General features: G+C 51.5%; 20 protein-coding genes and 4 pseudogenes. 17 read left to right on the top strand and 7 right to left on the bottom strand.

Annotated features, from left to right (window positions below):
- The first annotated feature begins 5 nt into the window (after window positions 1–5).
- On the top strand, window positions 6–1808 hold the full coding sequence (mrdA, locus tag A3SI_RS04370) for a penicillin-binding protein 2 (RefSeq protein WP_009053839.1): 1803 nt from the start codon (window positions 6–8) through the stop codon (window positions 1806–1808).
- 4 nt (window positions 1809–1812) lie between these two features.
- A pseudogene (gene rodA, locus A3SI_RS04365) lies at window positions 1813–3083 on the top strand (rod shape-determining protein RodA).
- 169 nt (window positions 3084–3252) lie between these two features.
- Here the strand turns inward: rodA and A3SI_RS04360 are convergent.
- The gene (locus A3SI_RS04360; RefSeq protein ID WP_040670142.1) at window positions 3253–5967 is read right to left on the bottom strand and encodes a M14 family metallopeptidase; all 2715 of its coding nucleotides are present in this window, start codon (window positions 5965–5967) and stop codon (window positions 3253–3255) included.
- A gap of 183 nt (window positions 5968–6150) precedes the next feature.
- The gene (locus A3SI_RS04355) at window positions 6151–7281 is read right to left on the bottom strand and encodes a hypothetical protein (protein WP_009053837.1); all 1131 of its coding nucleotides are present in this window, start codon (window positions 7279–7281) and stop codon (window positions 6151–6153) included.
- A gap of 45 nt (window positions 7282–7326) precedes the next feature.
- On the opposite strand from A3SI_RS04355, the gene A3SI_RS04350 reads away from it, so the two are divergent.
- The 9 genes from A3SI_RS04350 (at window position 7327) to A3SI_RS04315 (ending at window position 15639) form a co-directional block, all read left to right on the top strand.
- Window positions 7327–7653 (top strand): 2Fe-2S iron-sulfur cluster-binding protein, encoded by a 327-nt coding sequence (locus tag A3SI_RS04350; protein WP_009053836.1) that lies wholly within the window; start codon window positions 7327–7329, stop codon window positions 7651–7653.
- A 6-nt stretch (window positions 7654–7659) separates the two neighbouring features.
- Complete coding sequence (locus A3SI_RS04345) at window positions 7660–8247, top strand: thymidine kinase (RefSeq protein ID WP_009053835.1); 588 nt, start codon at window positions 7660–7662, stop codon at window positions 8245–8247.
- Window positions 8228–8938: a hypothetical protein gene (locus tag A3SI_RS04340; RefSeq protein WP_009053834.1), complete on the top strand. Its 711-nt coding sequence runs from the start codon at window positions 8228–8230 to the stop codon at window positions 8936–8938. Before A3SI_RS04345 ends, A3SI_RS04340 begins: the two co-directional genes overlap by 20 nt.
- The gene (locus A3SI_RS04335) at window positions 8869–10407 is read left to right on the top strand and encodes a hypothetical protein (protein ID WP_162098414.1); all 1539 of its coding nucleotides are present in this window, start codon (window positions 8869–8871) and stop codon (window positions 10405–10407) included. The genes A3SI_RS04340 and A3SI_RS04335 overlap by 70 nt, the downstream gene beginning before the upstream one ends.
- 1 nt (window position 10408) lies before the next feature.
- Window positions 10409–10600 (top strand): DNA repair protein RecO, encoded by a 192-nt coding sequence (recO, locus tag A3SI_RS17135; protein ID WP_050977380.1) that lies wholly within the window; start codon window positions 10409–10411, stop codon window positions 10598–10600.
- The gene (gene recO / locus A3SI_RS17130) at window positions 10545–11111 is read left to right on the top strand and encodes a DNA repair protein RecO (protein WP_162098413.1); all 567 of its coding nucleotides are present in this window, start codon (window positions 10545–10547) and stop codon (window positions 11109–11111) included. The genes recO (A3SI_RS17135) and recO (A3SI_RS17130) overlap by 56 nt, the downstream gene beginning before the upstream one ends.
- Before the next feature lie 279 nt (window positions 11112–11390).
- Window positions 11391–13217, top strand: a complete 1827-nt coding sequence (gene rho, locus A3SI_RS04325) for a transcription termination factor Rho (protein ID WP_040670137.1) — start codon at window positions 11391–11393, stop codon at window positions 13215–13217.
- Between the two features lie 227 nt (window positions 13218–13444).
- The gene (locus tag A3SI_RS04320) at window positions 13445–13702 is read left to right on the top strand and encodes a hypothetical protein (RefSeq protein WP_009053829.1); all 258 of its coding nucleotides are present in this window, start codon (window positions 13445–13447) and stop codon (window positions 13700–13702) included.
- Window positions 13699–15639, top strand: coding sequence for a PAS domain-containing sensor histidine kinase (locus A3SI_RS04315; protein ID WP_009053827.1), 1941 nt, complete (start codon window positions 13699–13701; stop codon window positions 15637–15639). Before A3SI_RS04320 ends, A3SI_RS04315 begins: the two co-directional genes overlap by 4 nt.
- 73 nt (window positions 15640–15712) lie before the next feature.
- Here A3SI_RS04315 and A3SI_RS04310 read toward each other — a convergent pair whose 3' ends face one another.
- The 5 genes and pseudogenes from A3SI_RS04310 to A3SI_RS20205 all read right to left on the bottom strand — a co-directional run bounded on the left by A3SI_RS04310 (window position 15713) and on the right by A3SI_RS20205 (window position 20509).
- A complete protein-coding gene (locus A3SI_RS04310) occupies window positions 15713–16123 on the bottom strand; it encodes a nuclear transport factor 2 family protein (RefSeq protein WP_009053825.1) in 411 nt (136 codons plus the stop codon).
- Between the two features lie 107 nt (window positions 16124–16230).
- On the bottom strand, window positions 16231–18366 hold the full coding sequence (locus A3SI_RS04305; RefSeq protein ID WP_040670135.1) for a prolyl oligopeptidase family serine peptidase: 2136 nt from the start codon (window positions 18364–18366) through the stop codon (window positions 16231–16233).
- Between the two features lie 33 nt (window positions 18367–18399).
- Window positions 18400–19679 (bottom strand): annotated as a pseudogene (gene serS / locus A3SI_RS04300) (serine--tRNA ligase).
- A gap of 66 nt (window positions 19680–19745) precedes the next feature.
- On the bottom strand, window positions 19746–20195 hold the full coding sequence (locus A3SI_RS20210; RefSeq protein ID WP_238531596.1) for a hypothetical protein: 450 nt from the start codon (window positions 20193–20195) through the stop codon (window positions 19746–19748).
- A complete protein-coding gene (locus A3SI_RS20205) occupies window positions 20126–20509 on the bottom strand; it encodes a hypothetical protein (protein ID WP_009053818.1) in 384 nt (127 codons plus the stop codon). The genes A3SI_RS20210 and A3SI_RS20205 overlap by 70 nt, the downstream gene beginning before the upstream one ends.
- Before the next feature lie 165 nt (window positions 20510–20674).
- Here A3SI_RS20205 and A3SI_RS04290 point away from each other — a divergent pair, with 165 nt between their 5' ends.
- The 6 genes and pseudogenes from A3SI_RS04290 to uvrB all read left to right on the top strand — a co-directional run bounded on the left by A3SI_RS04290 (window position 20675) and on the right by uvrB (window position 26192).
- Window positions 20675–21655, top strand: coding sequence for an isopenicillin N synthase family dioxygenase (locus A3SI_RS04290; protein WP_009053817.1), 981 nt, complete (start codon window positions 20675–20677; stop codon window positions 21653–21655).
- Entirely contained in the window at window positions 21656–22102 is a 447-nt protein-coding gene (locus A3SI_RS23140; RefSeq protein ID WP_394330349.1) for a chromate transporter, read from the top strand.
- Window positions 22099–22455: pseudogene (locus tag A3SI_RS23135) on the top strand (chromate transporter); the annotation flags it as partial. The gene A3SI_RS23140 and the pseudogene A3SI_RS23135, both read left to right, overlap by 4 nt.
- The gene (locus tag A3SI_RS23130) at window positions 22448–22837 is read left to right on the top strand and encodes a chromate transporter (RefSeq protein WP_394330348.1); all 390 of its coding nucleotides are present in this window, start codon (window positions 22448–22450) and stop codon (window positions 22835–22837) included. The pseudogene A3SI_RS23135 and the gene A3SI_RS23130, both read left to right, overlap by 8 nt.
- A gap of 48 nt (window positions 22838–22885) precedes the next feature.
- Window positions 22886–24076, top strand: a complete 1191-nt coding sequence (locus A3SI_RS04280; RefSeq protein ID WP_009053816.1) for an Lnb N-terminal periplasmic domain-containing protein — start codon at window positions 22886–22888, stop codon at window positions 24074–24076.
- A 56-nt stretch (window positions 24077–24132) separates the two neighbouring features.
- Window positions 24133–26192: pseudogene (uvrB, locus tag A3SI_RS04275) on the top strand (excinuclease ABC subunit UvrB).
- Window positions 26193–26236 lie beyond the last annotated feature (44 nt).

Below are 26236 nucleotides of genomic sequence, written 5' to 3'. Positions count from 1 at the left end.
CTATTATGAACGACAGACGCCCCCTCATTTTAGCCAGCATCATCGTCAGCATCGCCCTAGTGCTGGTGTTCCGCCTCTTTTACCTACAAATCATCGACGATAGCTTCTCGAAACGCGCAGAACGTAACGCCATACAGCGCATCGTGGATCACCCCTATCGTGGGCTGGTATATGACCGAAATAATGAGCTACTGGTGTATAACAACCCCGTGTTCGACTTGATGCTCATCCCGAAGGAATTTCATGTACAGGATACAGCACGTTTTTTACAACTGTTCGACCTGGAAAAAGAAACGCTGAAGGAAGCCTACGCCAAAGCGCGTGCCTACTCTTGGGTGAAGCCCTCTCCGTTAAAGAAACAACTTTCCACGGAGGAGTTTGCACGCATTCAGGATTACCTCATCGACTATCCGGGCCTCATGATTTTAACGCGCTCCGTACGTGCCTACCCGAAACCCGTAGGAGCTTCCGCTCTGGGATATATCGGGGAAATTTCAGGGGCTCAGCTCGAGCGCGATAGCAGTCGCTACTACAGGCAGGGAGATTATCTGGGACTGAGCGGCTTGGAGCGCTATTACGAACACACGCTGCGCGGTAAAAAAGGGGTGAAATACACCATGGTGAACGTCCGCGGAATAGAAAAAGGTGCTTACAAGAATGGGGAGCTGGACACCGCTTCGGTGGCAGGTAAAAACCTGATTTCCAGTATCGATGTAGACCTGCAGGCCTACGGGGAGTTTCTGATGCAGGGGAAAAGAGGTTCCATCGTGGCCATAGAACCGAAAACGGGAGAAGTACTCACCATGATCAGCGCCCCGAGTTATGATCCGAATGCGCTAACAGGTGCGCAGTTTGGCACCAACTACCTACAGCTTACACGTGATGAAAGCAAGCCCCTCTTTAACCGTCCCATTATGGCCACCTACCCGCCTGGGTCCATCTTTAAGGTGGTGCAGACCCTAATCGGCATGCAGATGGGTGTAATAAATCCGAATGCCACCTACGCCTGTAACCGCTCTTTGGTCGCCTGCCATGCACACCCGAATCCTGTAAATGCTTTTGGGGCCATTCGCTACTCCTGTAACCCCTATTATCATCAGACCTTCCGGATTATGATCAATCAGGAGCTGTCTAAAAACACCTTTAAGGACACTGCACTGGGTCTGGACATTTGGAGGGAAGCCGCGATGAAATTTGGCTTGGGCCAACCCCTAGGTATCGATCTGTATAACGAAAAAAGTGGGCAAATCCCCGCTTCTTCCTATTACGATAAAGTTTATGGAGAGGCGCGCTGGCGTTACTCTACTATCTATTCCCTGAGCATCGGGCAAGGAGAAATCCTGGTTACCCCTTTACAAATGGCCAACCTAGCCGCTATTTTCGCGAATAAAGGGTATTTTTATACCCCACACTTGGTAAAAGCGGTAGATGGCGACCCGGAAGCTATCCCCGCTCAGTTTCGTGAAAAGCGCTTCGTGGGTATCGATGAAAAACACTTCGATCTCGTACAGGATGCCATGGCCGCTGCCATCTACGGAACGGCTGGGCGCGCCGCGATACCAGACATCGAAATCGCAGGAAAAACAGGCACGGCCCAAAACCGCCAAGGAGAAGACCACTCTGTGTTCATCGCCTTTGCACCAAAGGATGACCCTAAAATCGCTATCGCGGTTTATGTGGAAAATGCCGGCTGGGGGGGGCGTGCAGCTGCCAGTACAGCCAGCCTCCTAATAGAAAAATACCTGCGCGGTCATATCACCCGCCCGAATTTAGAGGAGTACGTCCTCCGAGGAGACTTTACCCTATAATGTCATGAGAAGAGACGGTCTTATCTTACAGAAACTCGACTGGATCACCGTGCTGATTTACCTGGCACTGGTCACCATCGGCTGGTTTAATATCTATGCCGCCGTGTACGATGAACAGTTTCCTAAAAGTATTTTTGATTTATCCATCAACTCCGGGCAGCAGCTCCTGCGTATCGGCGTGGCGATCGTGATGATTTTGCTTATCATGGTGGCTGATTATCGGCTCTTCGAAAGCCTCGCCTGGCCCCTGTTTTTTATCTTCCTCATCCTACTCGCCGTCACTCCCTTCATCGGGAAAGAAGTGAATGGCCAAACCCTAACGATAGGCTTCGGCTCCCTGCGCATCCAGCCCTCCGAATTCGCGAAATTCACCACCGCGCTAGTTCTGGCCAAGGTAATGGAGCTGCCCAGCTTTGACCTGAGCAAGCGCAAGCATCAGCTGCAGGCCATCGGCGTCATCCTTCTTCCTATCATCTTGATCATGCTGCAGCCCGATACAGGTACTGCCATGGTCTATTTTGCCTTCTTCATTATGTTTTACAGAGAAGGAATGCCCGCGAACTTATACCTCTTTACCTTCGCACTCATCGCACTGAGCCTACTCGCCCTCGGCATCGAAAACAATCTTTTCCTCGCTGGCGGTGTCATCGCCTTCACCCTATTGCTTTACTTTTTAGGAAAAAAAACCTGGCAGCGGGGCTTGGTCCTATCCTTATTCTGCATCGGAGCGATCGCCTACGCCTATTCCTTGGACTACGCAGTAGAAAAACTGCCTCAGCATCAGCAAAACCGCATCATGGTGCTCTTTAACCCCGACCTCGACCCCCTCGGAGTGGGCTGGAACGTCACACAGTCGAAGATCGCCATCGGCTCGGGAGGACTCTGGGGAAAAGGCTACCTCCAAGGCACCCAAACGAAGTTCGACTTCGTGCCTGAGCAGCATACAGACTTTATCTTTTGTACCCTAGGAGAGGAATTCGGCTGGGTGGGCAGCACGCTGATTATCGCGCTTTTCTGTACCCTGCTGCTGCGCCTCATCTTTTTGGCGGAACGCCAAAAAACCGCTTCTCCCGCGTCTATGGCTACTGTGTGGTTTCTATTTTCCTCTTCCACTTCGCCATAAACATTGCCATGACCATCGGACTTTTCCCTGTGGTGGGGATCCCTCTTCCGTTTATTAGCTATGGAGGCTCCTCTCTGTGGGCCTTTACCATTCTCCTTTTTATCTTCCTCAAGTTGGATACCACCCGTATCCAAGTGCTTAGCCGCGTGTAAAGGCTGCTCGTACGAACCTTTGCTACTACCGCCGGGTAGAGGTGAAAGTAAAAAACCCTCCCTCCAGCAGCACCTATAGGTCGCCAGAGGGAGGGTTTCGGTAGGAAAGGACAGGCTACAGAGGACAGCCGCACGATAGGAGCCGGCGGCTGTCCCTACGCGCTAGTTTTTAGTCCCTATACAGCTGATTAAACAGCAGTTTAAAGGTGCCATGCGACTGGGCGCGGTAGGTGATTTCCGGCCCGAAGGCATAAAAACTCCCCTTGCCGATAGGGGCACGGAAAGCCGTCACACCATCCTTCAGGTAATTTTGGCCCCAGGCCCAACCGCTCCGCAGCGGCGTTTCCGTGTCGAACCAGCCCAGCACCTCTACGCCGTCCAGTTTCGCCTCCGGCGCAAAACGGAAGACAGGGCTATTATTAAATAACACATCGACCTCCTGACCGAGACCATAGGTAGCGGCATGACCCGTGGCAACACGCATCCGCAGAACGGAACCTGGTACAAAGTACTTTTCTCCAGACAGAGGAATCTCACGGCCGTCGCGCGCTCTTTCTGTTAAGGCATTACGCACAGGCAGCTCTAAATGATAGGCCAAGCTTGTCGCGGCACCGATCGTGATCAGGCGTCCGCCCGCCTCGGCAAAGCGCTTCAGCTGCGGCACAGACTCTTCTAAGGTAAAATTCCCGATCATGTGATGGTACGCTTCGGGAGTTTTGGCCTTATCGATGTTTCGGCTAAAGCTGCTTCCACCCTGCCCCGGGATGCCAGGCCCCACGAAGACGATGGTCTCATACTTGCGGTTTAAGTTGCCCTTATTAATCTCATCGGCGAAGATCAGTTGGAACTCGAAATCATACTGCTCCAGTATCCAGCGCACCCAGCCACTTGGCATAGAGCCACCGTAATAATCGTACAGCGCGATCTTAGAAGGGCGGATTTCTTTTAAGCTGTCGGGACGTTTTTTCGCCTCCTGAATGCGCAGACCGAGGTCTTGATGGATCTCTTGAACTTTGGCGCCAGCCTTCGCCTCCACATAGAAAGTACCCGCAGGGAGACCCTCTACGGCTTTTTCGGAGCGGAAAACAGCCTGACCAGCAGCCAGCAGACGATTCGCTAAGATAAAGGCATCATTCTGACGGGCATCGATCAGATAGCCCTGTGCGGCGCTGCGCAATGTCCCCGCTTCCACACGTTCTAACTGCCCGTAAGGCAGTGTCTCGAATGGCCCCGACACTGGCTCTAAGTAACGGTCCACCTCCACGCCCATCTGATAGGCGAGTGTCCAGCCAGCGGCATCATAGGGGCGTACAGGGGGGCCTCCCGGATAAAGGAAATCATTCGGATAATCCTGCGGCTCGAACATATCCAAGACATGTGGGCGGAAGGCTTGGTCAGTCTGCACCACATAGGAGCCGGCCGGATAGGAGGTCCCGCTAAGGGTAAAAGGTGCTGTCGCCTTCTCGATGCGAATGCCTGTCTTCACGAGGGCATTAATAAAATGTACCAGGCGACCGGGATCTTCCTGATCGGCACGGAGCACAAATGCCCGCGGATCCCTGTTGTCAGGCGTCTCGAAAACTTCTTTGAAATAGCGGTCAGGGACGATGCCACGGTTTCGACCATTCGGGTTATCCTTAGCATAGGCTTCCTTAATGGCTTCCGCTTTAGAAGGGTAAGGCGTCCAGTAATCCTGACTGCCACGGCGGATGGAGCCACTGCCCATGTGGTACATATTCATGAGCACATGGTCCCTGTTTCGGGCGGCATAATCTAAAACCGCGAAGTTCATGGATACTGAATAGTCGATAGACTGCTGGAAATGCCAGGTCTCCTGTGGCATCACGGGGAAGGGGGTATTTCCGTCCGGAACGAGCCGATCCGGCACCACAGGAATGCTTTCCGGGTTAGGACCACCGATAATTTCCGTTAAAATCCCGATGATGTTATGGTAATGTGTCGTAGTCCGCAGGCCTCCATTATACCAAGTGGAAAAGGTAGAGCCTTTCATACGCGTAAAGCCCGGCTTGTTTTCCGCATTTAGCCTGTTATACATGGCAGCACCCACTGCATCGATACCCGTAACCATCATAGGATCAAACACATGATTAAAGGGGTCGCGGTAAGGAGGACCTGCCAGCACGGAGCCTACTGGCCCACGCTGGTGGTGGTTGTACATGATCTGCGGAATCCAGTCCACGAAAAGCAAGCGCCCCATATTCTGCGATTCGATCATGTTTTGGATGTAGAAGTCTCGATTGTTATCGTGACCGATGTACTTTTGATACAGCACAGGCAAATTCCCCAGGCTACGCTTCTCGGGTACAGGCTCACGCATGTACCATTCCCCGATCTTATCATGCCCATCTGGGTTCGCGTGCACAAACAGGATCACCACTTCGTCTAAGATACGTTGGGTTTCCTTATCCTGACGTGTCAGCATCTGGTAGATCGTCTCGGTAAGCTGATGGATGCCCACCGTCTCCGTAGAGTGGAGTCCCCCATCGATCCAAACGATCGCCTTGCCCTCATCGGCCAGCTCACGAGCCGCCTCCACCGGGAGATTTTCAGCGCGGGCCAGCTGCACCGAGATTTCGCGGTAACGCTCGAGCTTGCGGTGATTTTCTTCCGAGGTGACGATCATCATATACTGTGTCCGCCCCTCTTCCGTCTGCCCGATGGACTCTAGGCGGGCTAAGGGGGAAGCCTCCGCCAGTCGCTTGAAGTAGGCTTCTGTCTGCTTGTAAGTAGACAAATGATAATCTTGGCCCATCCCAAAGCCAAAATGCGCTTCAGGACTGGGAATCTGCGCGTAGGCCTGCGTAGACAGCCAGAAAAGGGCTATAAACAGACCGAGGACGCGAAAAATGGAGTGTAAATTCATACGATAGTAGCTTAGTAGCGAATAGTACATAGTGAGGAAAGATACAGTGCCTTTCTGCCTTAAAAAAGAAAATTAGGCTAAACAGCCCCAGCCGTATGTAAGTGGTCGGAGGCTTTGGGCATGGCCCAAAAAAACACCCAGCATCCTCATCGGGCTGGGTGTAGCTTACTCGGTTTCCTGCACTTAGGGGTAAAATCGGCGAAATAACAAAAGCATAAATTCATCTACCTCATCTGAAGGGATCGGCCAGTCGTACTGGGGAATGTAGTCTCTGTTCAACATGCAGACTGCATCTATCCACTCGTCCTGCCTGTCCAGTGCCTGAAGGGCAGCATTTAACGCTTGACCATCGCCTTTAAATAAACTGCCCACAAACATGTAGCGCTGATTTACTCCGATGGACGCCGACAGGCCTCCCGGAGTAATCGGCTTCACCACACCCGAAAGCTGCTGCCCACAGGCCTCCCAAGCTTGTGCTGGATCGATGGGGTCCAAGTAACTGCGTAAAGGAAGTGCCGCGGCGGGGGCTTCCTCTGACGCTGCAGTGGACGATTCCTCTGGCGCTGCAGCGGGTGATTCCTCTAGGGAAGCAGCAGCTTCTGTTCGTTCCTCTTCTTCTTCCACCATAGCTGTCGTGTCTGAAGCTTGTGAAGAGGTCTCTTCCTGCTCCTCCCCGCCAGTGCTTTGGCCAGCGGCCGGAAAAAACTCCGCCTGTAAAGCCTCCAGATCGAGGGGTTCCACCTGGTCGAGGGAGACCACAAGGCTTTCCAAGGGGGTTAAGTCCTCCTGCAGACGCTCATAATTCGCGCGAATCGCTGCGGAAATCGCCTCCCGCGTCTGCGGAATGGCCGCTCGATCCACCACACCAGATATAAGGTCCTGATGCCACTTGAAATATTTTAAATTTTTACGCAAGAAAGGATTTACCTCCTCATCTTCCAGATCGCTGAGCTCACCGAGATAAAAACGCAGTGGGTCCGCTGCTAGGAAAAGTGTCAGCATAACAGCCTGCCGCACGAGTGGCTCGAAATGCTCGCGATCCACCTTAATGGCGCGGGAAAGCACGTTTACGAACTCCTTCAGGGCCTGATCCACCTGATTATTTCGATAGTCAAAATACGGGTTATCCTTCAGCTGCTCGAGCTCTTCCTCCCACTGCTCGAAAAGGGTCTTCAAAATAAAAAAGTTCACCTGACTGCTCGGCGAAAACGTCACGATGTCGGGGCCGGTGATGTATTTTTTTTGAACAAAAAACCGGTCGGAAACTGTTTTGGCAAAACGGGTGGCGTAACCCTCCAGATAGCTATGCTCCATTATTTATAGTCTTATAGGTGTTAAAGGTATTAAAATCTCTACTGAATGCCCAAGTTACGAATAGAAAATCTTTACGATACCCTGCTCGAAACCGCTCAGCAGGGGCAGACTGTCCTGAGCCTTATCCACGATGCCAGAATCGACTGGATGCATGCCTGCGGCAAAAAAGGACGCTGCACCTCCTGTAAAATGATCGTCATTTCTGGCCTACAAAACCTGAGCCCTTTAAGCCCCAGAGAAGAATTTTTTCGCCAGCAGGGCCGATTATCCGAGAATGAAAGGTTAACTTGCCAAGCTCAACTGATGGAGGGGGAGGTGGTCTGCCGGGTGGCAGAGGTGAATAAATTCCCCCACATGGATTATAGTTTTTAACACAGCATGTTCATCGAAACTTCCTTAGGAAAAGGAGCAGGGAAAGAAAAGAAAGGACACATCGAGGTCATTTGTGGTTCTATGTTTTCAGGTAAAACGGAGGAGCTTATCCGCAGACTAAACCGTGCCCTTATCGCTCGGCAGCAGGTGGAAATTTTTAAGCCCGCGCTGGACACGCGCTACCATGCCTACGATGTGGTCTCGCATAATGAAACAGCCATCCGCTCCACGCCCATTCAGTTCGCGCAGGATATTCTACTGCTGGCCGGCAACTGTGACGTGGTGGGTATCGATGAAGTGCAGTTTTTAGACGCTGGCATCGTGGAGGTGGCGATTCGTCTCGCCAATCAGGGCAAGCGGGTCATCCTGGCAGGGCTCGACATGGACTTCGAGGGGAGGCCCTTCGAACCGATGCCACAGCTGCTGGCCGTGGCAGAATATGTGACGAAGGTGCATGCGATCTGCATGAAATGTGGAGACTTAGCCAGCTACTCCTACCGCCTAAATGAGGCGAAGGAAAAGGTCGTTCTCGGAGAAAAAGACAGCTATGAGGCACGGTGCAGAAAATGTTTTTATGAGGGATTTACCCCATAACATCCATTTAATCGGGCTAATCGGGATGTTATGCCTTCTCCTGACTCCGCTCCGAAGCAGTCAGGCGCAGAGCCAACTCCCCGCAGCGGGCTGGCGTTACCATCTGGCCTATTTAGAGGGCGCGCGCCTTACAGGAGATGCACAGCGGGTCTTCGTTCAGGGTCCCCACAGCCTATTGCTCACCTTTCCCTTGGAGGACCGATGGAAAACCTTCACCAAGCAGGACGCCCTGCGTGAGCAGCGCCTCAGTCAAAGCCTCTACGCCCCAGCACAAGAGCTGCTGCTGCTAGCCTATCCTGATGGCCGCCTACATCTCCTCGGGCAGACCCGGGAGCGTATCCTTAATGCGCTCGCCAATGCGACTCCACGCCCAGAAATCCTCAGCCTTCATTTGGCACAAGACGCCCCCTTCGCCCTTGCTGGCCTTTCGAATGGACTGGCAGTCATCGACTTGGAGCGCACCCTGCTCAGCGACACCTTTCTCAACATCGGCCCTGGCGGCACAGCCCTCCCCATCCAGCATGCCAGCTACCGAGACGCGACTACCTCCTTACTCATCCCACCAGCTTACTGCTGGGCCGCAGCACCGAAAACCTCCGGGATTTCCGCTCCTGGACTCGTGTGCCACCCCCCTCAGGAGAGCGTTTTTTTCGTGCCGAACTTCTTGACGCGGGAGGCATTATCGCCCTAATGGAAAGTGGAGACCTCTATGTTACAGCCGGGGATAACCTCTGGGGAAGGCTTTTTTTTCCCGAACCTATCGCCGATATGCGCCGTGTAGGGGAGCAACTCTTTCTCCGCAGCGCTCAGGCGGTGTTCCGACTCGGGCATGAAAATTTAACCTTTGAAGAAATTTCTCGCACGGAGCTGCCCGTACTGGATTTTTGGCCCCTGGGCCAAGGAGGGCTCGTGCTCCTCCTACCCGACCGTCTGGAATTTCAAGGCGCTCCGCTCTCCCTCCCCGATGGCATTAGCAGTACCGGGACGACCGCTTTTCATGCCGCGGGAGCTACCTTTATGAGCAGCATCGGGGAACGAGATGACCTGCTACTGGCAGGAAAGTGGCGGCCTATACAGGGGGAAGTGAGCGCTTTTCCCGACCTTATCGGAGTAGCCGCGAGCGGCAAAGAACGCTTAGCAGGAAGTGCGGAGGGGGTTTTGGTTTTAGAGATAGACGCAGATGGGCGCCTGCGTGGGAGTCGCCCCTTTAGCTCTGGCACGCGTACGGGCTTAGCCGCTATCCCCGCAGAGAAAGGCTGGCCTGTTTTCCAGGAACTGGCTACTCCCACGCGTCTCCAGGTACGCACCCCTGGGGAAAGCGAGCTGCGTGCGCTGCAGATCCCCGGCTTGACGCCACTGCTTCGCACAGCCCTTCTCGGGGAGGCAGGCCCTTGGTTTTTCTTAGAAGCAGCGGGGGCAGCCTTTACCCGATTCCGTATTTACTACCCGGAAACAGGACAGAGCACATTAATTAGTGGCGGGAACTTGGGCATCGGCATGCTCATGGACTTCTGCTTGGACGATGAAGGGACCCTTTGGCTGCTGGGCCAAAACGGTATTCGGGGCTTGGAAAGGGCCTTTGCGCTCCGCGCCACGGAAACCCCTAGCTGGCAAAGCCCCAGCCTTCAGGGTCGTCCCCTGCTGGAAGGCACTCCGCTGAGTAGTTTACGCGCCTTACCGGATGGGAGTCTCTGGGTGGGGACGCAGGATGCGGGGCTGTTCGCTTTCGAGCCGCGCTTCAGCGGACTACGGCAGCAGTGGCGCCAAGAGGATAGTCCGCTCATCTCGAATGCGATTCGGCGCCTGAGTTTTGAACCCTTTTCAGGGGAGCTCTTTATACAGGGTTCCGGGCACCTAAGCAGCCTGAATACCCCAGCGACCCGCTCGATCTCTCCGATGGAAAACCTACGGATATACCCCAATCCCATCCGTCCTGAAGCGGGGGAGCGGCTGACGATAGAAGGCTTGGAAAGTGAGAGCCAGGTGCTTATTAGCACCCTGTCTGGACGCGTCATTTTCCGAGCTGAGGCACGCGGGGGGCGCATCGTGTGGGCGCCAAAGGACAGCACAGGCGAGGCCCTGCAGGTGGGCGTGTACCTGATCTTTGCGCGGAGCGCGGCGGGAACAGAGCGTTTAATAGGAAAATTTACGGTAAATTAATATGCTAATTACGACACCGGGCATCGTGCTGAGCTACATCAGCTATGGGGACAGCAGCATTATCGCGCGTATTTTCACCGAAAAACTCGGTCTGAAGACCTATATCGTGAACGGGGTTCGGGCGAAAAAAGCACGGGGTGACACTGGCGCATTTTCAGCCGATGACGCTTTTAGATCTGGTGGTGTACGATAAGGAGGGCCGCGACCTGCACCGCTGTAAAGAAATTAGCTTGCACTATCCCTACCGTATGCTTCCCTTCGACCCGGTCGCGAGTGGCCTGCTGATGTTTAGTGCGGAGCTGCTGAGCCGGGTTTTGGTGGAGGCAGACCCACATGCGGAGCTATTTCAGCGGGCGCGGCAGCAGCTGATCGGTATGGATCAGGGGCTGGTGCCGACGACGGTTTTTCCCATTCGGATGCTGCTGGACTGCTGTCAGGAGATCGGTTTTTTACCGGATAGCTTAGAGGAGCTACTGGCTGAACTGGGGGAGGATGCCCATGCCTTCGGGCTGAATCGGGATGCGCATGCTGCATTTAATGGCCTTCTGGCCTATTCGGAGCTTATGGATCCGGTGCAGCTTCCCACCCTTTCGAGCGGCCTGCGTCGATTGTTTTTCGACCTGCTGATTCAGTACATCGATCGGCAGTTAGAGGATGGGCGACCGTGGAAAAGCCCTACGATTTTACGGCACATTTGGGCCTGAGGCCCAAAGGATGGCGGGTAGAAAAGGGCTGTAGGTAGTTCCCAAGCAATTAAATCGGCTAAATGCACTTTATTTTCATTAAAAAAAGAACCTTACGGGTTTAAAAGAGTTTAAAACTTGTATAAGTCAAGAACTTAGTCTATTATTGCAAAGTATAAGTTATAAAGGCTTTCTCCCCGGAAGCTATCGAACTGAATATCTTTTTCATTCAGCTACCTATACTTTCAAAATCATCTTTATCAACATCATCACACCATCAATTAATCGCATAAGTTTTTTATGTATAACATTGAAGAATTAAGGATCAGATTGTTATCTGAGCTAAAAGAAATCGCTGAAGAGCTGGGCGTAAAAAACAAGTCGCTCAAAAAAGAAGACCTCATTTATGCGATTTTAGATCAGCAGGCGATCACCCCAGAGCAGGCACTTCCTAAGAAAAAACCTGCTGCCGCTGAATTAAAAGAAGAGGAAACGGAGGTGCTCACCGATGCGGCCCCGGCACCTGCTGCTGAAGCTGCTGCCCAAACTCCGAAAGCGGAGGAAGAAACCGAAAAGCGCCCGCGCCCGAAGCGTGAACCTAAATTTAAGCGTCAAAATTTTTCTGAAGAGGACTTAAAAGAGGTAAAAGAACCTAAGGTACCAGCACGGGAACCGCGAAAAGAGGAACGAAAAGAAGAGCCTAAGCCACAAGCGGCGCCTGCTGCTAAAGCAGATACACGTCCAGCGGCTGAAGAGAAGAAGTCTACAGCCCCAGCTGAACGCCCAGAGCAAGAAAAACCCCGCTTCATTCGCCCACGAAAAAAGGTAGTGGAAGAGCCCGAAATGGCCGCAGCGGCAGAGCCTGAGAAGCCACGTGCGCGAGAGGAAGAAGTAGAGCTGCCGAAACGTAAGAACTTCCGCGAACATACAGAAGCGAAAACTTCAGAAGAAACAGCTCAGCAGGAAAACAGACCTGCACCTAAGAAAAAGAGTTTTGTGTCGCCTAAGGAATTTGACGGCATCATCCATAATGAAGGTGTTTTAGAAATCATGTCCGAGGGCTACGGATTCTTACGCTCGCTTGACTTCAACTACCTCGCATCTCCAGATGACATTTATGTTTCTCCTTCACAGATTAAACTTTTTGGACTAAAAACAGGAGACCATATTAAAGGTAGCATTCGCCCGCCGAAAGAAGGGGAAAAATATTTCGCTTTATTAAAAGTCACGACAGTAAACGGCAAGACCACGGATGAAATTCGTGATCGCGTACCTTTCGAGTATCTGACACCTCTCTTTCCTCAGGAAAGATTAAATCTGACCACACGACCAGATAATTACTCTAACCGTATCCTTGATTTATTCGCTCCGATAGGGAAAGGCCAGCGCGGGATGATCGTGGCGCAGCCTAAAACAGGTAAAACAGTGCTTCTCAAGCAGATCGCCAATGCCATCTCTGAGAACCACCCTGAAGTCCACCTGATGATTTTACTTATCGATGAGCGCCCAGAAGAAGTGACAGATATGGCACGCTCCGTAAAGGCAGAGGTTATCTCTTCTACTTTTGATGAGCAGGCAGACCGACATGTGAAGGTGGCCTCTATCGTTTTAGAAAAAGCCAAGCGTATGGTGGAGTGTGGTCATGATGTGGTCATCTTATTGGATTCCATTACGCGCCTGGCGCGCGCCTACAACACAGTGGTTCCATCATCTGGAAAAATTCTCTCCGGTGGTGTGGATGCGAACGCCCTCCATAAACCGAAACGCTTCTTTGGCGCAGCCCGAAATGTAGAGAACGGCGGCTCCTTAACCATTATCGCCACGGCACTGGTGGAGACTGGTTCTAAAATGGATGAGGTAATCTTCGAAGAGTTTAAAGGAACAGGTAATATGGAGCTAGCGCTCGACAGAAAGCTGGCCAATAAGCGTATTTACCCGGCTATCGATGTTCCATCTTCTGGTACGCGTAGAGAAGACCTCTTGATGGAGAAAGAAGAATTACAGCGTATTTGGATTTTACGGAAGCATATGGCAGATATGACGTCAACGGAAGCCATGGAACTGTTACTGAATAAAATGCGTGGAACGAAGGATAATGCCGAGTTCCTGGTAAGCATGAATGGGTAAGCATTCGCCTGAAAAAGTGAAAAGGCTTAAACTTCGGTTTAAGCCTTTTTTTATTTGTGTTTTTTATGGATATTCATCTGAAGCTCTCTTCGTTCATTTGCTCGTTTTTTAGTAGGTGATAAAAAGCTGCTATAAATCGCGAAATAATCAGAATAAAACACATACAAAGGACTATACTCTTGCGGAAAATTGTATTTTTGTAAGACACCGAACCGCAAAATCCTTTCATGAGGGAATTATCCTTTTACCAGTCATGGCCTCAGGCGATCATCATTACAAGTAAACAGCTTGAGGTTTATGTGCTTTCTGAAAAGGCAGTATCCTTTTTACGGCCAATTCTGCAGGAAGAGCCGAAAAAATCTTCTGTAGCACTTGCGCAACTGCTACAAACATTGGCAGGAGAAATCGAGGCGCACAGTGGTGAGGGGACCCTTTATACCATACGGCACAAACGAAAAATAGCTCCCTCACTCATTTCCAAGTGATTAAGAGCACCTTTGACATTGAAGGAGGAGAGCAGATGTACCTGTTCCACTTGGCACCTGCCTCGGCAGAGGCTGTGCAAACTGCTAAGATCAAACACCGCTTAGAAATCGCCTGCGATGTGAGTAAGCAGGGCGTTTGGGAATGGCGGGGTAACTCCCAGCAGCTCATCTGGGATAAAAACATGTTTACCCTTTTTGGTTATGAGGAAAATGAAATCAAGCCTAGCTATGATTTTTTTCTTGAAGCAGTCCATCCTGAGGACCGTGCTTTCGTGGTGGAATCTGTCAATAAGGCTTACCAAGGAGAAATCGACTACGATATTGACTTCCGCGTCCAAAAAAAATGCGGCACCTACATCACCATTAAGGGATATGGTCGCCTCGACTATGAAGAAAAAGAACCCGTCCTGGTAGGGGTGAACTACGATATCTCAGAAGAAAAGGCCCTGCTTCATGAGGTAAATCGAACAAACGCGCGCCTAGCGTCCTTTTTACAGGTGGAAAGTGTGTTTGTGGTACGAACAGACATGGAAGGGAAGTATACCTTCGTCAATGAAAGCTACAGAAAGCGCTTCCATACAGAGGCTTCACCTGTAGGGATTGGATCCAGCTCCATGGATAATGTCTTGGCTGAAGATCATGAAAAAGTCTTCGGGATCGTTCAGGATTGTATCCAAAATCCCGGACAATCCTTTCAGCTTGCACTACGTAAACGCACGGCGGATCAGGGCATACGTGAGTTGATCTGGGAATTTATCTGTATCCAAGACCCAGAAGACGGGGGCTATGAAATTCAGTGTACGGGCTTAGATATCACGCAGGCCGTACAAATGGACCGACTGCTTCAGCAGAAGACGCGAGAACTTGCGCAGCTCTTCTCCTTACTGGACAGCTCTATCTGTTTTATACTTACCGATACCAAGGGGGAAATCTTAGCCGCGAACCCCTTCTTTCAGCATGTAAGCCAACGCACAGAGAGTGAGTTAGTTGGCAGCTCGCTATATCACTTGTTTTCCAAAACAAATGGAAAACCACTCCCTCCGCTGGCAGAATTACTAACCGATGGAAAGTGGCAGGGCGAATTCTACTTTCAAAATGAAAAGAAGGACGCCTTATTTTTCCTAGCTACCGCTATAGAAACATCCAGCGCTGGGTCGGGTGTGGACAGTGTAATGTGGATTTTACACAATCATACAGACAAGCGTCGGGCGGAAATGCGCTTGAAGGAATACGCGGAAACACTAAAAGAAAAAAACGAAGCCCTGCTTCGCTTTGCTAATATCATTTCGCATCATATTCGCTCACAAGCCGCTAATTTAGAAATGATCGTTGACGCCTTTCACGAAAACCCAGAAGCACAGGAGACCTACCTCGGCTTTTTACGAGACACCTCTACGAAATTAAACCATACGATAGCCAAGCTTAATGAACTGCTAACTATTAATGCCAACTCCAATAAGCTGGTGCCTGTTCCTTTGGGAAAAATTTGGTCTTCCCTGCAGCAGCAGTTTGAAAGTGACTTAAACACTATCGGCGCAACACTCCACATCACTGAGGAAAGCTACCAAGGCGAGGTACAGGGGGACCCGAATACGCTCCTAAGTATTTTTACAGAATTACTTAAAAACGCCATTGCTTTCCGAAAACCAGAACATCCCTTACACATAGCGATCAGCACCCAGCAGCAGACAGAACAGCTCCTCATTCAAATTAAAGATAATGGCATGGGCTTAGATACGGAAAGGCTAAAAAGCAAACTCTTTACCATGTATCAAACATTCCATGCGAACAGTCATGACGGATTTGGCTTGTACATGGTGAAAGCGCTCGTAGATAGTTTAAAGGGGAGAATAGCACTTCAGGGAAAACCAGGAGAAGGCCTTGACGTCCACCTGTACCTACCACTGGGTAGAGGAAGAGGCGCGGAAAAACGTTAAACCAGTATTCCTGATATTGCCATAGATTTAGGATATTCTAGTCTTATGGAATGGAAAGTCGAGATAAAGCCTGTTACTGCGCCAGCTCATGCCAACTTTTATGTACGATCTTCCACTCCCCGTCTATTTTTAACAGTGTCAAAAGATCATAATAGTAAATATCCGGCCAAAATAACGCCGCCCGCGCTAAGGCCATCTTGCCATGCAGCTCCACCCCTGCTACGCGATTCTCATAAGCCGCTCTATTTTCCCGCTTTGGGCCAGCGGCCACACCCTCCGCCCATGTCGCAAAAGGAGTAACCGTGTAAACCTCTCCACGAAAACCTATCAGGCGAGCATCCGGACTGAAAGCCCGCTCTAATTTCGCCCGATCCCGCTCCATTAGTCCCTCAAAATAAAGCTGCACCGTCTGCTCCACCGCTTTCAGGTCGTCCTGCTCAAAAGCCGGCCGACCCTCCTGCGCGTGTGTCTGAAATCCAAACAACAAGACAGCCAAAAAACAGCACCTGAAAAACCATTAATCGTACACTTTTTATCGACATCTTTTTTAATTTAAAAGGGAGAGCATGTGACCATCCTCCCCCTCCTCATTTATTTTCTCACCTTAAACGGCACCCCCATCTGATCGAAAGTAAAGGCATAAATATCCGCTAGCTCCGCGATCGTTTTGGCCGTGGGCTTTCCCGCACCATGCCCCGCATTCGTCTCGATGCGAATAAGCACAGGAGCATTTCCCTTATGCTTTTCTTGCAGCGTAGCTGCAAATTTAAAGCTATGTGCTGGCACCACACGATCATCATGGTCCGCTGTCGTCACTAAAGTAGCGGGGTATTCCTTACCCGTAACCAACTGATGCAGGGGAGAGTAGCCCTTTAAGTACCGAAACATCTCCTCGCTATCCTCCACCGTCCCATAATCATAGGCCCAGCCCGCACCAGCGGTAAACGTATGGTACCGTAACATATCCAGCACCCCCACAGCCGGCAGTGCCACCTGCATAAGATCCGGTCGCTGCGTCATCACCGCCCCTACCAGTAAGCCTCCATTACTGCCTCCGCGCAGTGCCAGTCGCTCGGGACGCGTATACCCTTCCTCGATAAGGTACTCCGCAGCAGCGATGAAGTCATCGAACACGTTTTGCTTCTTTAACTTCGTTCCCGCTAAGTGCCAGTTGTCCCCATACTCACCTCCCCCACGGATATTCGGCACCGCATAGACACCGCCATTAGCCAGCCAAGCCGTAGTGCCTACGCTAAAACTTGGCGTTAGGCTTACGCCAAAACCTCCATAACCATACAGCATCGTCGGATTATTCCCATCGAGATTCAAGCCTTTTTTATGCGTAATCACCATCGGGATTTTAGTGCCATCCTTAGAGGTATAAAACACCTGCTTACTCTCGAAAAATTTAGAGTCAAAAGCCACTTCTGGCATAAAATGCAGCTCACTCTTACCCGTTCCCGGATCGTAGGCAAAAACGGTGGGCGGCTGCACATAGTTGGTGTACGTGTAATACACCTGCTCAGCGTCTTCCTTGGCACTGAACCCACTAGCAGATCCCACTCCTGGCAGCTCGATCACACGCTCCACTGTCCCTGTGTAGCTCACCTGCTCCACATAAGAAAGCGCATCTTTTAAATACTGCGCAAAAAACTTACCCGCACCTGTGCTCACCGAAAGCACCTCAGAACGCTCCGGAATCACATCTTGCCAAGCTGCTTTTTCTTTGTCGCGAAGCGACACCCTCACCAGACGGTTATTCGGCGCCTTATGGTTCGTCAACACATACAGGTAGCCATCCGCATGCATGAGCACGTTATGGGTTTCATCCATTTCCTCCACCAAAGTGCGCACGCTCGGGTTAGGCTCCGCTAAATCCATGTAGTAGAGCGCATTACCTGTCGTAGTATTCGCTGCACTAATCACCAGAATACGCTCATCTTCTGTTAGATAGCCCCCCACATAGCGGCGCGGATTATCCGCCCGACCGAAAATAAGGGCATCGGCAGCAGGGTCTGTTCCGAGCTGATGGTAGTATAAAAGGTGATTGTCGGTTTTAGCGCTCAGCTTACTGCCTTCCGGCGTACTGTAACGGCTGTAAAAGAAGCCTTCATTTCCCTTCCACGCGATGCCGGTAAACTTGGCATCCCGAATCACATCTGGCAGGAGCTCTTTCGAGTCCGTGTCCATAATATAGATGTCTCTCCAGTCAGAACCCGCCACAGAAACGGCATAAGCCATCAGGCTCCCATCTGCGGTAAAAGCAATGCTGCCCAGAGAGGTGCTGCCGTCTTCAGAAAGGGTATTGGGATCTAAAAAGACCTCTTCCGCCCCCCCTGCTACAGGCTTGCGGTATAAAACAGACTGATTTTGTAAACCGTCGTTCTTAAAAAAATACAAGAAATCTCCATGACGGCTCGGCGCCGTTCTTTTCTCATAATTCCACACCTTCTCCAGATAACGCTGAATTTCTTTACGATCCGAAAGCTGGTCTAAAAACCCAAAGGTAAGGGCATTTTGCGCCTCCACCCACTCCTTCGTCTCCTCTGAGTAATCATCCTCTAGCCAGCGATAGGGGTCATACACCACCGTACCGAAATAGGTATCCTGCACATCCACCCGCTTGGTTTTCGGGTAAGTTAACTCCACATTTTTTCTCATCCCTCCTGAATCACATGCCGCTAGCAACCATCCTGCCGCCAGACCGCACCACAGTACTCCTTTCATGTTTACACTTTTCTAAACGATTCACTCTTACTCTTATGGCCTCTCTATCAGTCGGAAACCTGTATAAGGAACAAGGGCCTCCGGGATTTTAATTCCTTCAGCCGTCTGATTATTTTCTAAAAGCGCCGCTACGATCCGTGGTAGCGCCAGGCACTGCCATTTAAAGTATGCGCCAGCGCAATTTTATTCTCCGCATCTCGATAGCGCAGCTTTAACCTGTTCGCCTGGTACGTCTCAAAATTCGATACCGAGCTCACCTCCAGCCAGCGCTCCTGCGCAGCAGAATACACTTCCATATCGTAGGTGAGTGCAGAAGTAAAGCCCATATCACCCCCGCAGAGGCGCAAGACACGGTACGGGAGCTCTAACTGCTGCAGCAGCCCCTGCACGTGGGCAGACATTTGCTCCAGCGCCGCATAGGAATCTTCCGGAGCACAAATCTGCACGATTTCCACCTTATCGAACTGATGCAAGCGATTCAGACCACGCACATGTGCGCCCCAGCTGCCTGCCTCGCGACGGAAACAAGGCGTGTAGCCCGCCTGTCGAATCGGCAGCTGCCCTTTCTCCAAAATCACATCGCGAAAAATGTTTGTAATCGGCACCTCCGCCGTAGGAATGAGATACAACTGATCCGCCGTCGCCTCATACATCTGGCCCTCCTTATCCGGAAGCTGGCCTGTCCCATAACCGGAGGCCTCATTCACTAAAATCGGCACTTGCAGCTCTCCATAGCCTGCCTCAGCAGCCTGATCGAGAAAAAAATTAATTAAAGCCCGCTGCAGACGCGCCCCTTTGCCTTTATACACAGGGAATCCCGCACCGGTTATTTTCGTTCCCAGCTCGAAATCTATAATATCATAGGTCTTGATTAGGTCCCAGTGTGCCACCTTCTCCTCCCCTAACACAGGCAAGTCTCCATGGCGATAGACCTCCTCATTATCCTCGGCACTTCTCCCAGCAGGGACACTCGTGTGGGGCACATTCGGCAGCGTGTACAGTAAGGCCGTAAGCGCCTGATCTGCTGACGCAAAGGCCTCCTCCAGCTCCTTCACCTGCTGCTTGATTTCCCCCATCCGGGCCTTTAGCTTTTCCGCCTCCTCCCGCTGTCCTGACTGCATCAGCTGACCGATCTGCTTGGAACTGGCTTTGGCCTCCGACTGGAGGGCATCCCGCTGCACCTGCGTCTCACGACGCTCCTTATCGAGCGCCAATACACGTTCTAAGGTGGCGGCGGCATCCGGAAAATGACGCTTTTCTAAGCCGGCTAACACTGCCTGAAAGTCCTCACGGATCGTGGCTACTACTAACATAAATCTCTTCGCTTTTTCGTTAGAAATGAAAAACAAAGATAAGCATGTTTACTAAAAAATCTTGCCTTATTCTACCACGATACGCTTGGTTACCGAACCGAAAGCCCCCTCTACCGCTTGACCCTCCGCATCGATCAGGCTAATCTGCAGCACGTGCTCCCCCGCCGGAATGCCGGAAATACGAACCGGACTCAGCTCATCCGCCAGGTAGGAGCAACTTTCATCTAAGGAAATTTTCACCCGCAGGCCATCCGTGCCGACTTCCCCGTTTAAGACTAAAAAATCCACCGTGACCTCCGTATCCGCAGCGAATCGCATGCCCTCATGGGGCAAGTTGACCGCTAAAAACGGAGCATCCGCCTCTGGAAAAGGCCTACTTTCCCCTACCGTAAAGTCCCGAAACACATAATTTCCGTACTCCTTCAGCGCTAAGCCCTCCGCATCTACTAAGAACCCCACCGCTCGGTAAGTACCCCTACGCAGCTCCTGCCCGAAAAGGGGCGTGCGATGGCCCACCGGTCGCCACCATTCAAGATAAGCTGCAACTGAAAACCACTTAAACCCTCTCCGAAGGGAAAGTTTTTAATGTTAAACTCGAAAGGTACGCGCCCCGGCGCAAAGTTCTGCTCCTCTAGCGGACTAAAAAGCTCTAAGATAGCATCAGGGTACTCCGCCTCCTCTTCATAATAATAAAAATGAACCAAGGCCGCCTCCTGCGTCTCCTCAGGTGTAAAAACATAACTTTCCTCACGTTTTTTCTCCTTTTGCCTAAAATCACAAGAAGAACAAAACACCAGAAGCACTGCCAGAAGTAGCCAAGTATTTTTCATGCGTCGTGGATTTATATCGAATATATCGCTTTTTCAGGCATTTTGAAAAGAATAGAGAAAAAAAAGCACGAAACATTCCCCGCAGCTGAACGTTGAAGACCCAGCACATGCGCATAATAATATGCTGAAAAAGTTTTAAATTGCGCATCTATACAACACGTTATTATGGCAGAGATTCTATACGACGAAATTCCATCCCTAGACTTAGCAGACTTCACTTCAGGAGATGCCGCTAAAAAAGCCGCCTTCGTGGCCGCACTTGGTCAAGCCTATAACAATATCGGCTTCGTAGCGATTAAAAATCATGGACTCAACCAAGAGCTTCAAGACAAGCTTTACAGCTCGATTAAGAAATTCTTCGCCTTAGAAGATGAAGTAAAATCCCAATACGAGCATCCTGAAATCGGCTACCAGCGCGGGTATACGGGCAAAGGAAAAGAACATGCCAAAGGCCGTAACACGGGAGACCTAAAAGAATTCTACCACGTGGGTCAGGAGCTTGACCGCATTCCCGACAGTGATCCGATTAAAAGCGAATACCCTGCTAATGTTTTCCCCGCAGAGCTTCCAGAGTTTAAGGAAATCGCGCTCGAAACCTTCTACACACTAGAAGCTGCAGGTAAGCAAATGCTCCGCGCCATCGCTCTTTACCTCGAACTGCCTGAGGACTACTTCGAAGACAAAGTGGCCTACGGAAATTCTATCCTGCGTCAAATCCACTACTTCCCGATCGAAAACCCAGATGCCGTGCCCGCTGATGCTGTACGTGCAGCAGAACATGGTGACATCAACCTAATCACCCTCCTTATGGGTGCTAGCGCAGATGGCCTGCAGGTCTTACGTAAGGACAACAAGTGGATCCCGATCACCGCACTTCCTGACCAGATCGTAGTGAACGTAGGCGACATGCTGGAGCGCTTGACAAATAAAAAATTAAAATCCACGATCCACCGTGTCGTAAATCCGCCACGTGAGCAGATGAACAGCAGCCGGTTCTCCATTCCATTCTTCATGCACCCACGCTCGGAAATGGATCTTACCTGTCTAGACAGCTGCGTAGATGCTGAAAACCCAAAACAGTTCGAAGACGCTACCGCCGGGGAATTCCTCGAAGAACGTCTGCGCGAACTTGGGCTACGCAAGTAAATGACAGCGCGTCAGATACAGTACTACCGCTACCTAAGAGATGTTCTGACACTCTCAGTCACCGCTTTTGGTGGTCCTCAGGCCTTTCTCGCCATGGCGATAGACCTACTCGTGAATAAACGCAAGTATCTGAAAGAAAAAGAGCTCTGGGAGTTGCACGCACTATGCCAGCTTCTCCCGGGGCCTACTTCTACCCAACTCATCTCCGCCATCGGCTTTCGCTTCGGTGGCCCCTCCCTCGCCTATCTCGCACTCATCACCTGGATCTTTCCCGCCAGTATGCTGATGATCAGCGCCGCCTACCTCATCGACTTCTTGCAAGCGAACACCCCTGGCGCCCTGAATTTTGCCCGCTTCATCCAGCCCATGGCGATCGGCTTCATCCTGTATGCCGGCCAAAAAACCATCTTCAAGATGTCACCACCACGCTGGGCGCCGTTCTTATGATGTTTTCCGCATTCCTCTCCTTTTTTTATAACTCCCCTTTTGTCTTTCCTGCACTCCTCCTCGCAGGGGGTATCATCACCTCGCTCAACTATAAAAAGCAGCCACAAGAAGAGGGGGACAAAAAGCTCCATATCCAGTGGGCGAACTTCTACCTCTGGGGCGGTGTGCTCCTCGGGGCCGCCCTACTCGGCGCGCTGACGCGCAATCCATTCATCCTGCTATTCGAAAACTTTTACCGAAATGGCAGCCTAATTTTTGGCGGAGGCCAAGTCCTCGTCCCCTATCTCTTCACGGAGTTCGTGGAATTTAAAGCCTACCTCAGCTCGGAAGAGTTCCTCACCGGCTATGCGATCTCCCAGGGAATGCCCGGACCTACTTTCAGCATCAGCGCTTACGTGGGCGCCTTTCAGGCAGGGAATATGGCTCAGCGGCCTGGTCCTCGGGGGCATCGTCGCCTCAGCCGGCATCTTTCTGCCCGGCACCTTTCTGATCTTTTTCGTGATACGCTTCTGGGATCAGCTGAAAAAATACCGCCCCGTGCGCGCCGCCCTCGAAGGCATAAACGCCGTCAGCAGTGGCATGCTGATCGCGGCAGCCTTCCTTCTCTTTGCCCCCATGGAGGCCAATGCCCTCAACCTCATCGCCATTCTCGCCAGCTACTGCCTACTACAGTTCACCCGCCTAAACTCCCCTTCCATCATCGCGATCGGAATCTTGGCAGGTCTACTTTTCTGAAGGAATTGTGTAAATTTGCTTCCGCTTAGGCCTTCGGCAAATAAAACGATGAAAAAAAACCTCCTACTCACCCTCCTATTTTTTGCCCTATCCCCTCTCCTTCGGGCCGAAAATTATCGGATCAGCCTGCTTACCTGCGACCCAGGAGAAGAGCTATACTCGGCTTTCGGCCATAGCGCCATCCGCATTATAGAAGAATCCTCCGGCAGAGACCTGGTCTATAACTACGGCACTTTTGACTTTAACACGCCCTTTTTCTATGTGAAATTCGCGCAGCGCACGCTTGACTACATGCTCAGCCTGACCACCTATGAGCGCTTTATGGCAGAGTACCAGTATTTTCGCCGCAGCGTACGTGAACAGGTGCTGGACTTAAACCCTGAGCAGACCCGCGACCTGCTGGCCGCCCTGGAACTTAATTATCGACCAGATAATCGCTACTACCGCTATGATTTCTTTTATGATAACTGCGCCACACGCATCCGAGATATCCTGGAAGAAGTGCTGGGCAAGCAGCTGATTTGGGCGAAGCCCCCAGAAGACAAGCCGCAAACCTTCCGGCAGCTGATCGATGAGTATGTGGAGGAACGCATGCCCTGGGCGGATTTCGGGATAGATCTCGCGCTGGGCAGTGTGATCGATGCACAAGCGAGCGCCTATGAAAAACAGTTTTTGCCCGATTACATGGAAAGGGCTTTCTCCTATGCCCGCATCGAAGGCGATGGTCCCACACGCCCGTTGGTTAAAAGCAGCAGCGTTTTGCTGGATTTCGAACGGCCAGAACCAGCATTTAGCCCCTTTAATCCTTACCTGCTTGGATGGGTTTTCGGCATCGGTATGATCCTACTGACTTACGTCGGCTTTAAGAAGCAGAAACTGTACTTTACCGTCGATGTCGTCTACTGGAGTATTTTAGGGCTGGCGGGACTCGTCATCCTGGCGCTTTGGTTCCTGACCTATCATTCCCAGACGAAATGGAACTGGAACCTGTTCTGGACTTTCCCGGGACATCTCCTGCTGCTACCGCTCCTATTTCGGAAGCAACTGGACAGCTGGTGGCGTAAGTATTTCTTAGCCGTCCTTATCCTGGCCGACATCGCGATCATCTGGTGGATACTGGGCTGGCAAAGCTTCCACCCCGCGATTATTCCGCTGGTGCTGGTGCTGATCCTGCGCAGTAATTTCCTGTATTACAACTGGGAGAAGTTTCGGGCGCTGGCGCGCAGCCAAGAGAAATAGAAAAGCCTAAACCATTTACGGGTCTTTCGGCGTTATCACTCTTTAGGGAAAGGTGTATGGAATTTAAGATTCAATCGGATTATAAGCCTACGGGCGATCAACCCAAGGCGATCAAAGCCTTAGCGCAGGGGGTGCGGAATGGCGACCCGGCGCAGGTGCTCCTGGGGGTTACTGGCTCAGGCAAAACATTTACAGTGGCGAACCTCATCCAAGAGGTGCAGCGACCGACACTGGTGCTGAGCCATAATAAAACCCTGGCGGCACAGCTTTATGGGGAATTTAAGCAGTTTTTCCCCGAAAATGCGGTAGAGTACTTTATCTCTTATTACGATTATTACCAGCCGGAAGCCTTTATTCCGACTAGCAACACCTACATCGAAAAAGATCTCTCGATTAACGAAGAGATAGAAAAATTGCGCCTGAGCGCCACATCGGCGCTGCTCTCAGGCAGAAGAGATGTCATCGTCGTCGCTTCCGTTTCCTGTATTTACGGTATCGGGAACCCCGATGAGTTCGGTAAAAATGTGATACGCATCCAGCAGGGAGACCGCATACCCCGGAACCAACTGCTGTACAAGCTGGTCGATATCTTGTATAGCCGCACGAACCAAGAACTCACGCACGGCACCTTTCGCGTGAAAGGGGATACAGTGGACATTTTCGTAGCCTATGCGGACTTCGGGTACAGAATTTATTTTTGGGGCGATGAAATCGAGGCAATCCAGCGCATCGACCCGCCACGGGGAAAAAACAATCCGATGAGAAAATCATCAGCATCTTCCCGGCAAATCTTTTCGTCACCGGTCGAGATACCATCGATGTGGCCGTAAATGAAATCCAAGACGACCTGATGGCGCAGGTTTCCTTTTTCGAAAAGGACATGAAGCTCATCGAAGCCAAGCGCCTTCGGGAACGTACAGAATTTGATCTGGAGATGATCCGCGAACTGGGCTACTGCAGTGGGGTGGAAAACTATTCACGCTACTTTGACCGCAGAAACCCGGGAGACCGCCCCTTCTGCCTGCTCGATTACTTTCCAGACGATTACCTGCTGGTGATCGATGAAAGCCACGTGACTGTGCCGCAGGTGCGCGCCATGTGGGGAGGCGACCGTGCACGCAAGGTAAACCTCGTCGATTATGGCTTCCGCCTACCCTCGGCACTGGATAATCGCCCACTGAAATTTGATGAGTTCGAGGGGCTGACGAATCAGGTGATCTACGTGTCCGCCACACCAGCAGATTATGAGCTGGCCAAGACGGAAGGGGTTGTCGTGGAGCAACTTATCCGTCCCACAGGCTTGCTGGATCCGATCATCGAAGTGCGGCCCAGTGCCCACCAGATCGATGATCTTCTCGAAGAAATCGATCAGACGATCCAAAGTGGCGACCGTGTTCTGGTTACCACACTGACGAAGCGCATGGCGGAGGAGCTCCAGAAGTTCCTCGAGCGTGCAGGCGTAAAAAGTCGCTACATTCACTCTGAGGTGAAACCGCTGGACCGCGTAGAGATTTTGCGCGAGCTCCGCCTCGGCATTTTCGATGTGCTCGTCGGTGTAAACCTACTCCGAGAAGGCTTGGATCTCCCTGAAGTCTCCCTAGTGGCCATCATGGACGCCGATAAAGAGGGCTTTCTACGGAATGAGCGCTCCCTGGTACAGACCATTGGCCGGGCGGCCAGAAATGAAAACGGCCGGGTCATCATGTATGCCGACAAGATCACAGAATCCATGCGGGTGGCCATCGATGAGACGAATCGCCGCCGCAGTGTGCAGCAGGCCTACAACGAGGAGCATGGCATCACACCGCTGACGGTGCGTAAGAGCAAAGAAAAAATCATGGGCCAGACCAAGGTGGCGGACAGCAAACGCGGCACAAAGGTCTATGCCGACGAGCCAAATGCCAAAAAAGCTGCTGCCGATCCGGTGGTGCAGTACCTGTCGAAAGACAAGCTGGAAAAACTCATCGGGCAGACCCAAAAGCTCATGGAAAAGGCCGCCAAGGAGCTCAACTTCATGGAGGCCGCCCGTCTCCGCGACGAGTGGCAGGGCTATAAGGACCGCCTTCAGGAGCTCGAACGCGGCACCACCGCCACTAAGGGAGGAAAAGCGAAGTAAAGGCTTTTTCCCTGCTAAACGAATTGCTTCATAACCCGTTTCCC

This window comes from Nitritalea halalkaliphila LW7 (genome assembly GCF_000265075.1).
Lineage (GTDB): Bacteria > Bacteroidota > Bacteroidia > Cytophagales > Cyclobacteriaceae > Nitritalea > Nitritalea halalkaliphila.
Note: the sequence above shows the minus strand (reverse complement) of the source record. Positions and strands in the feature narration are given on the sequence as shown.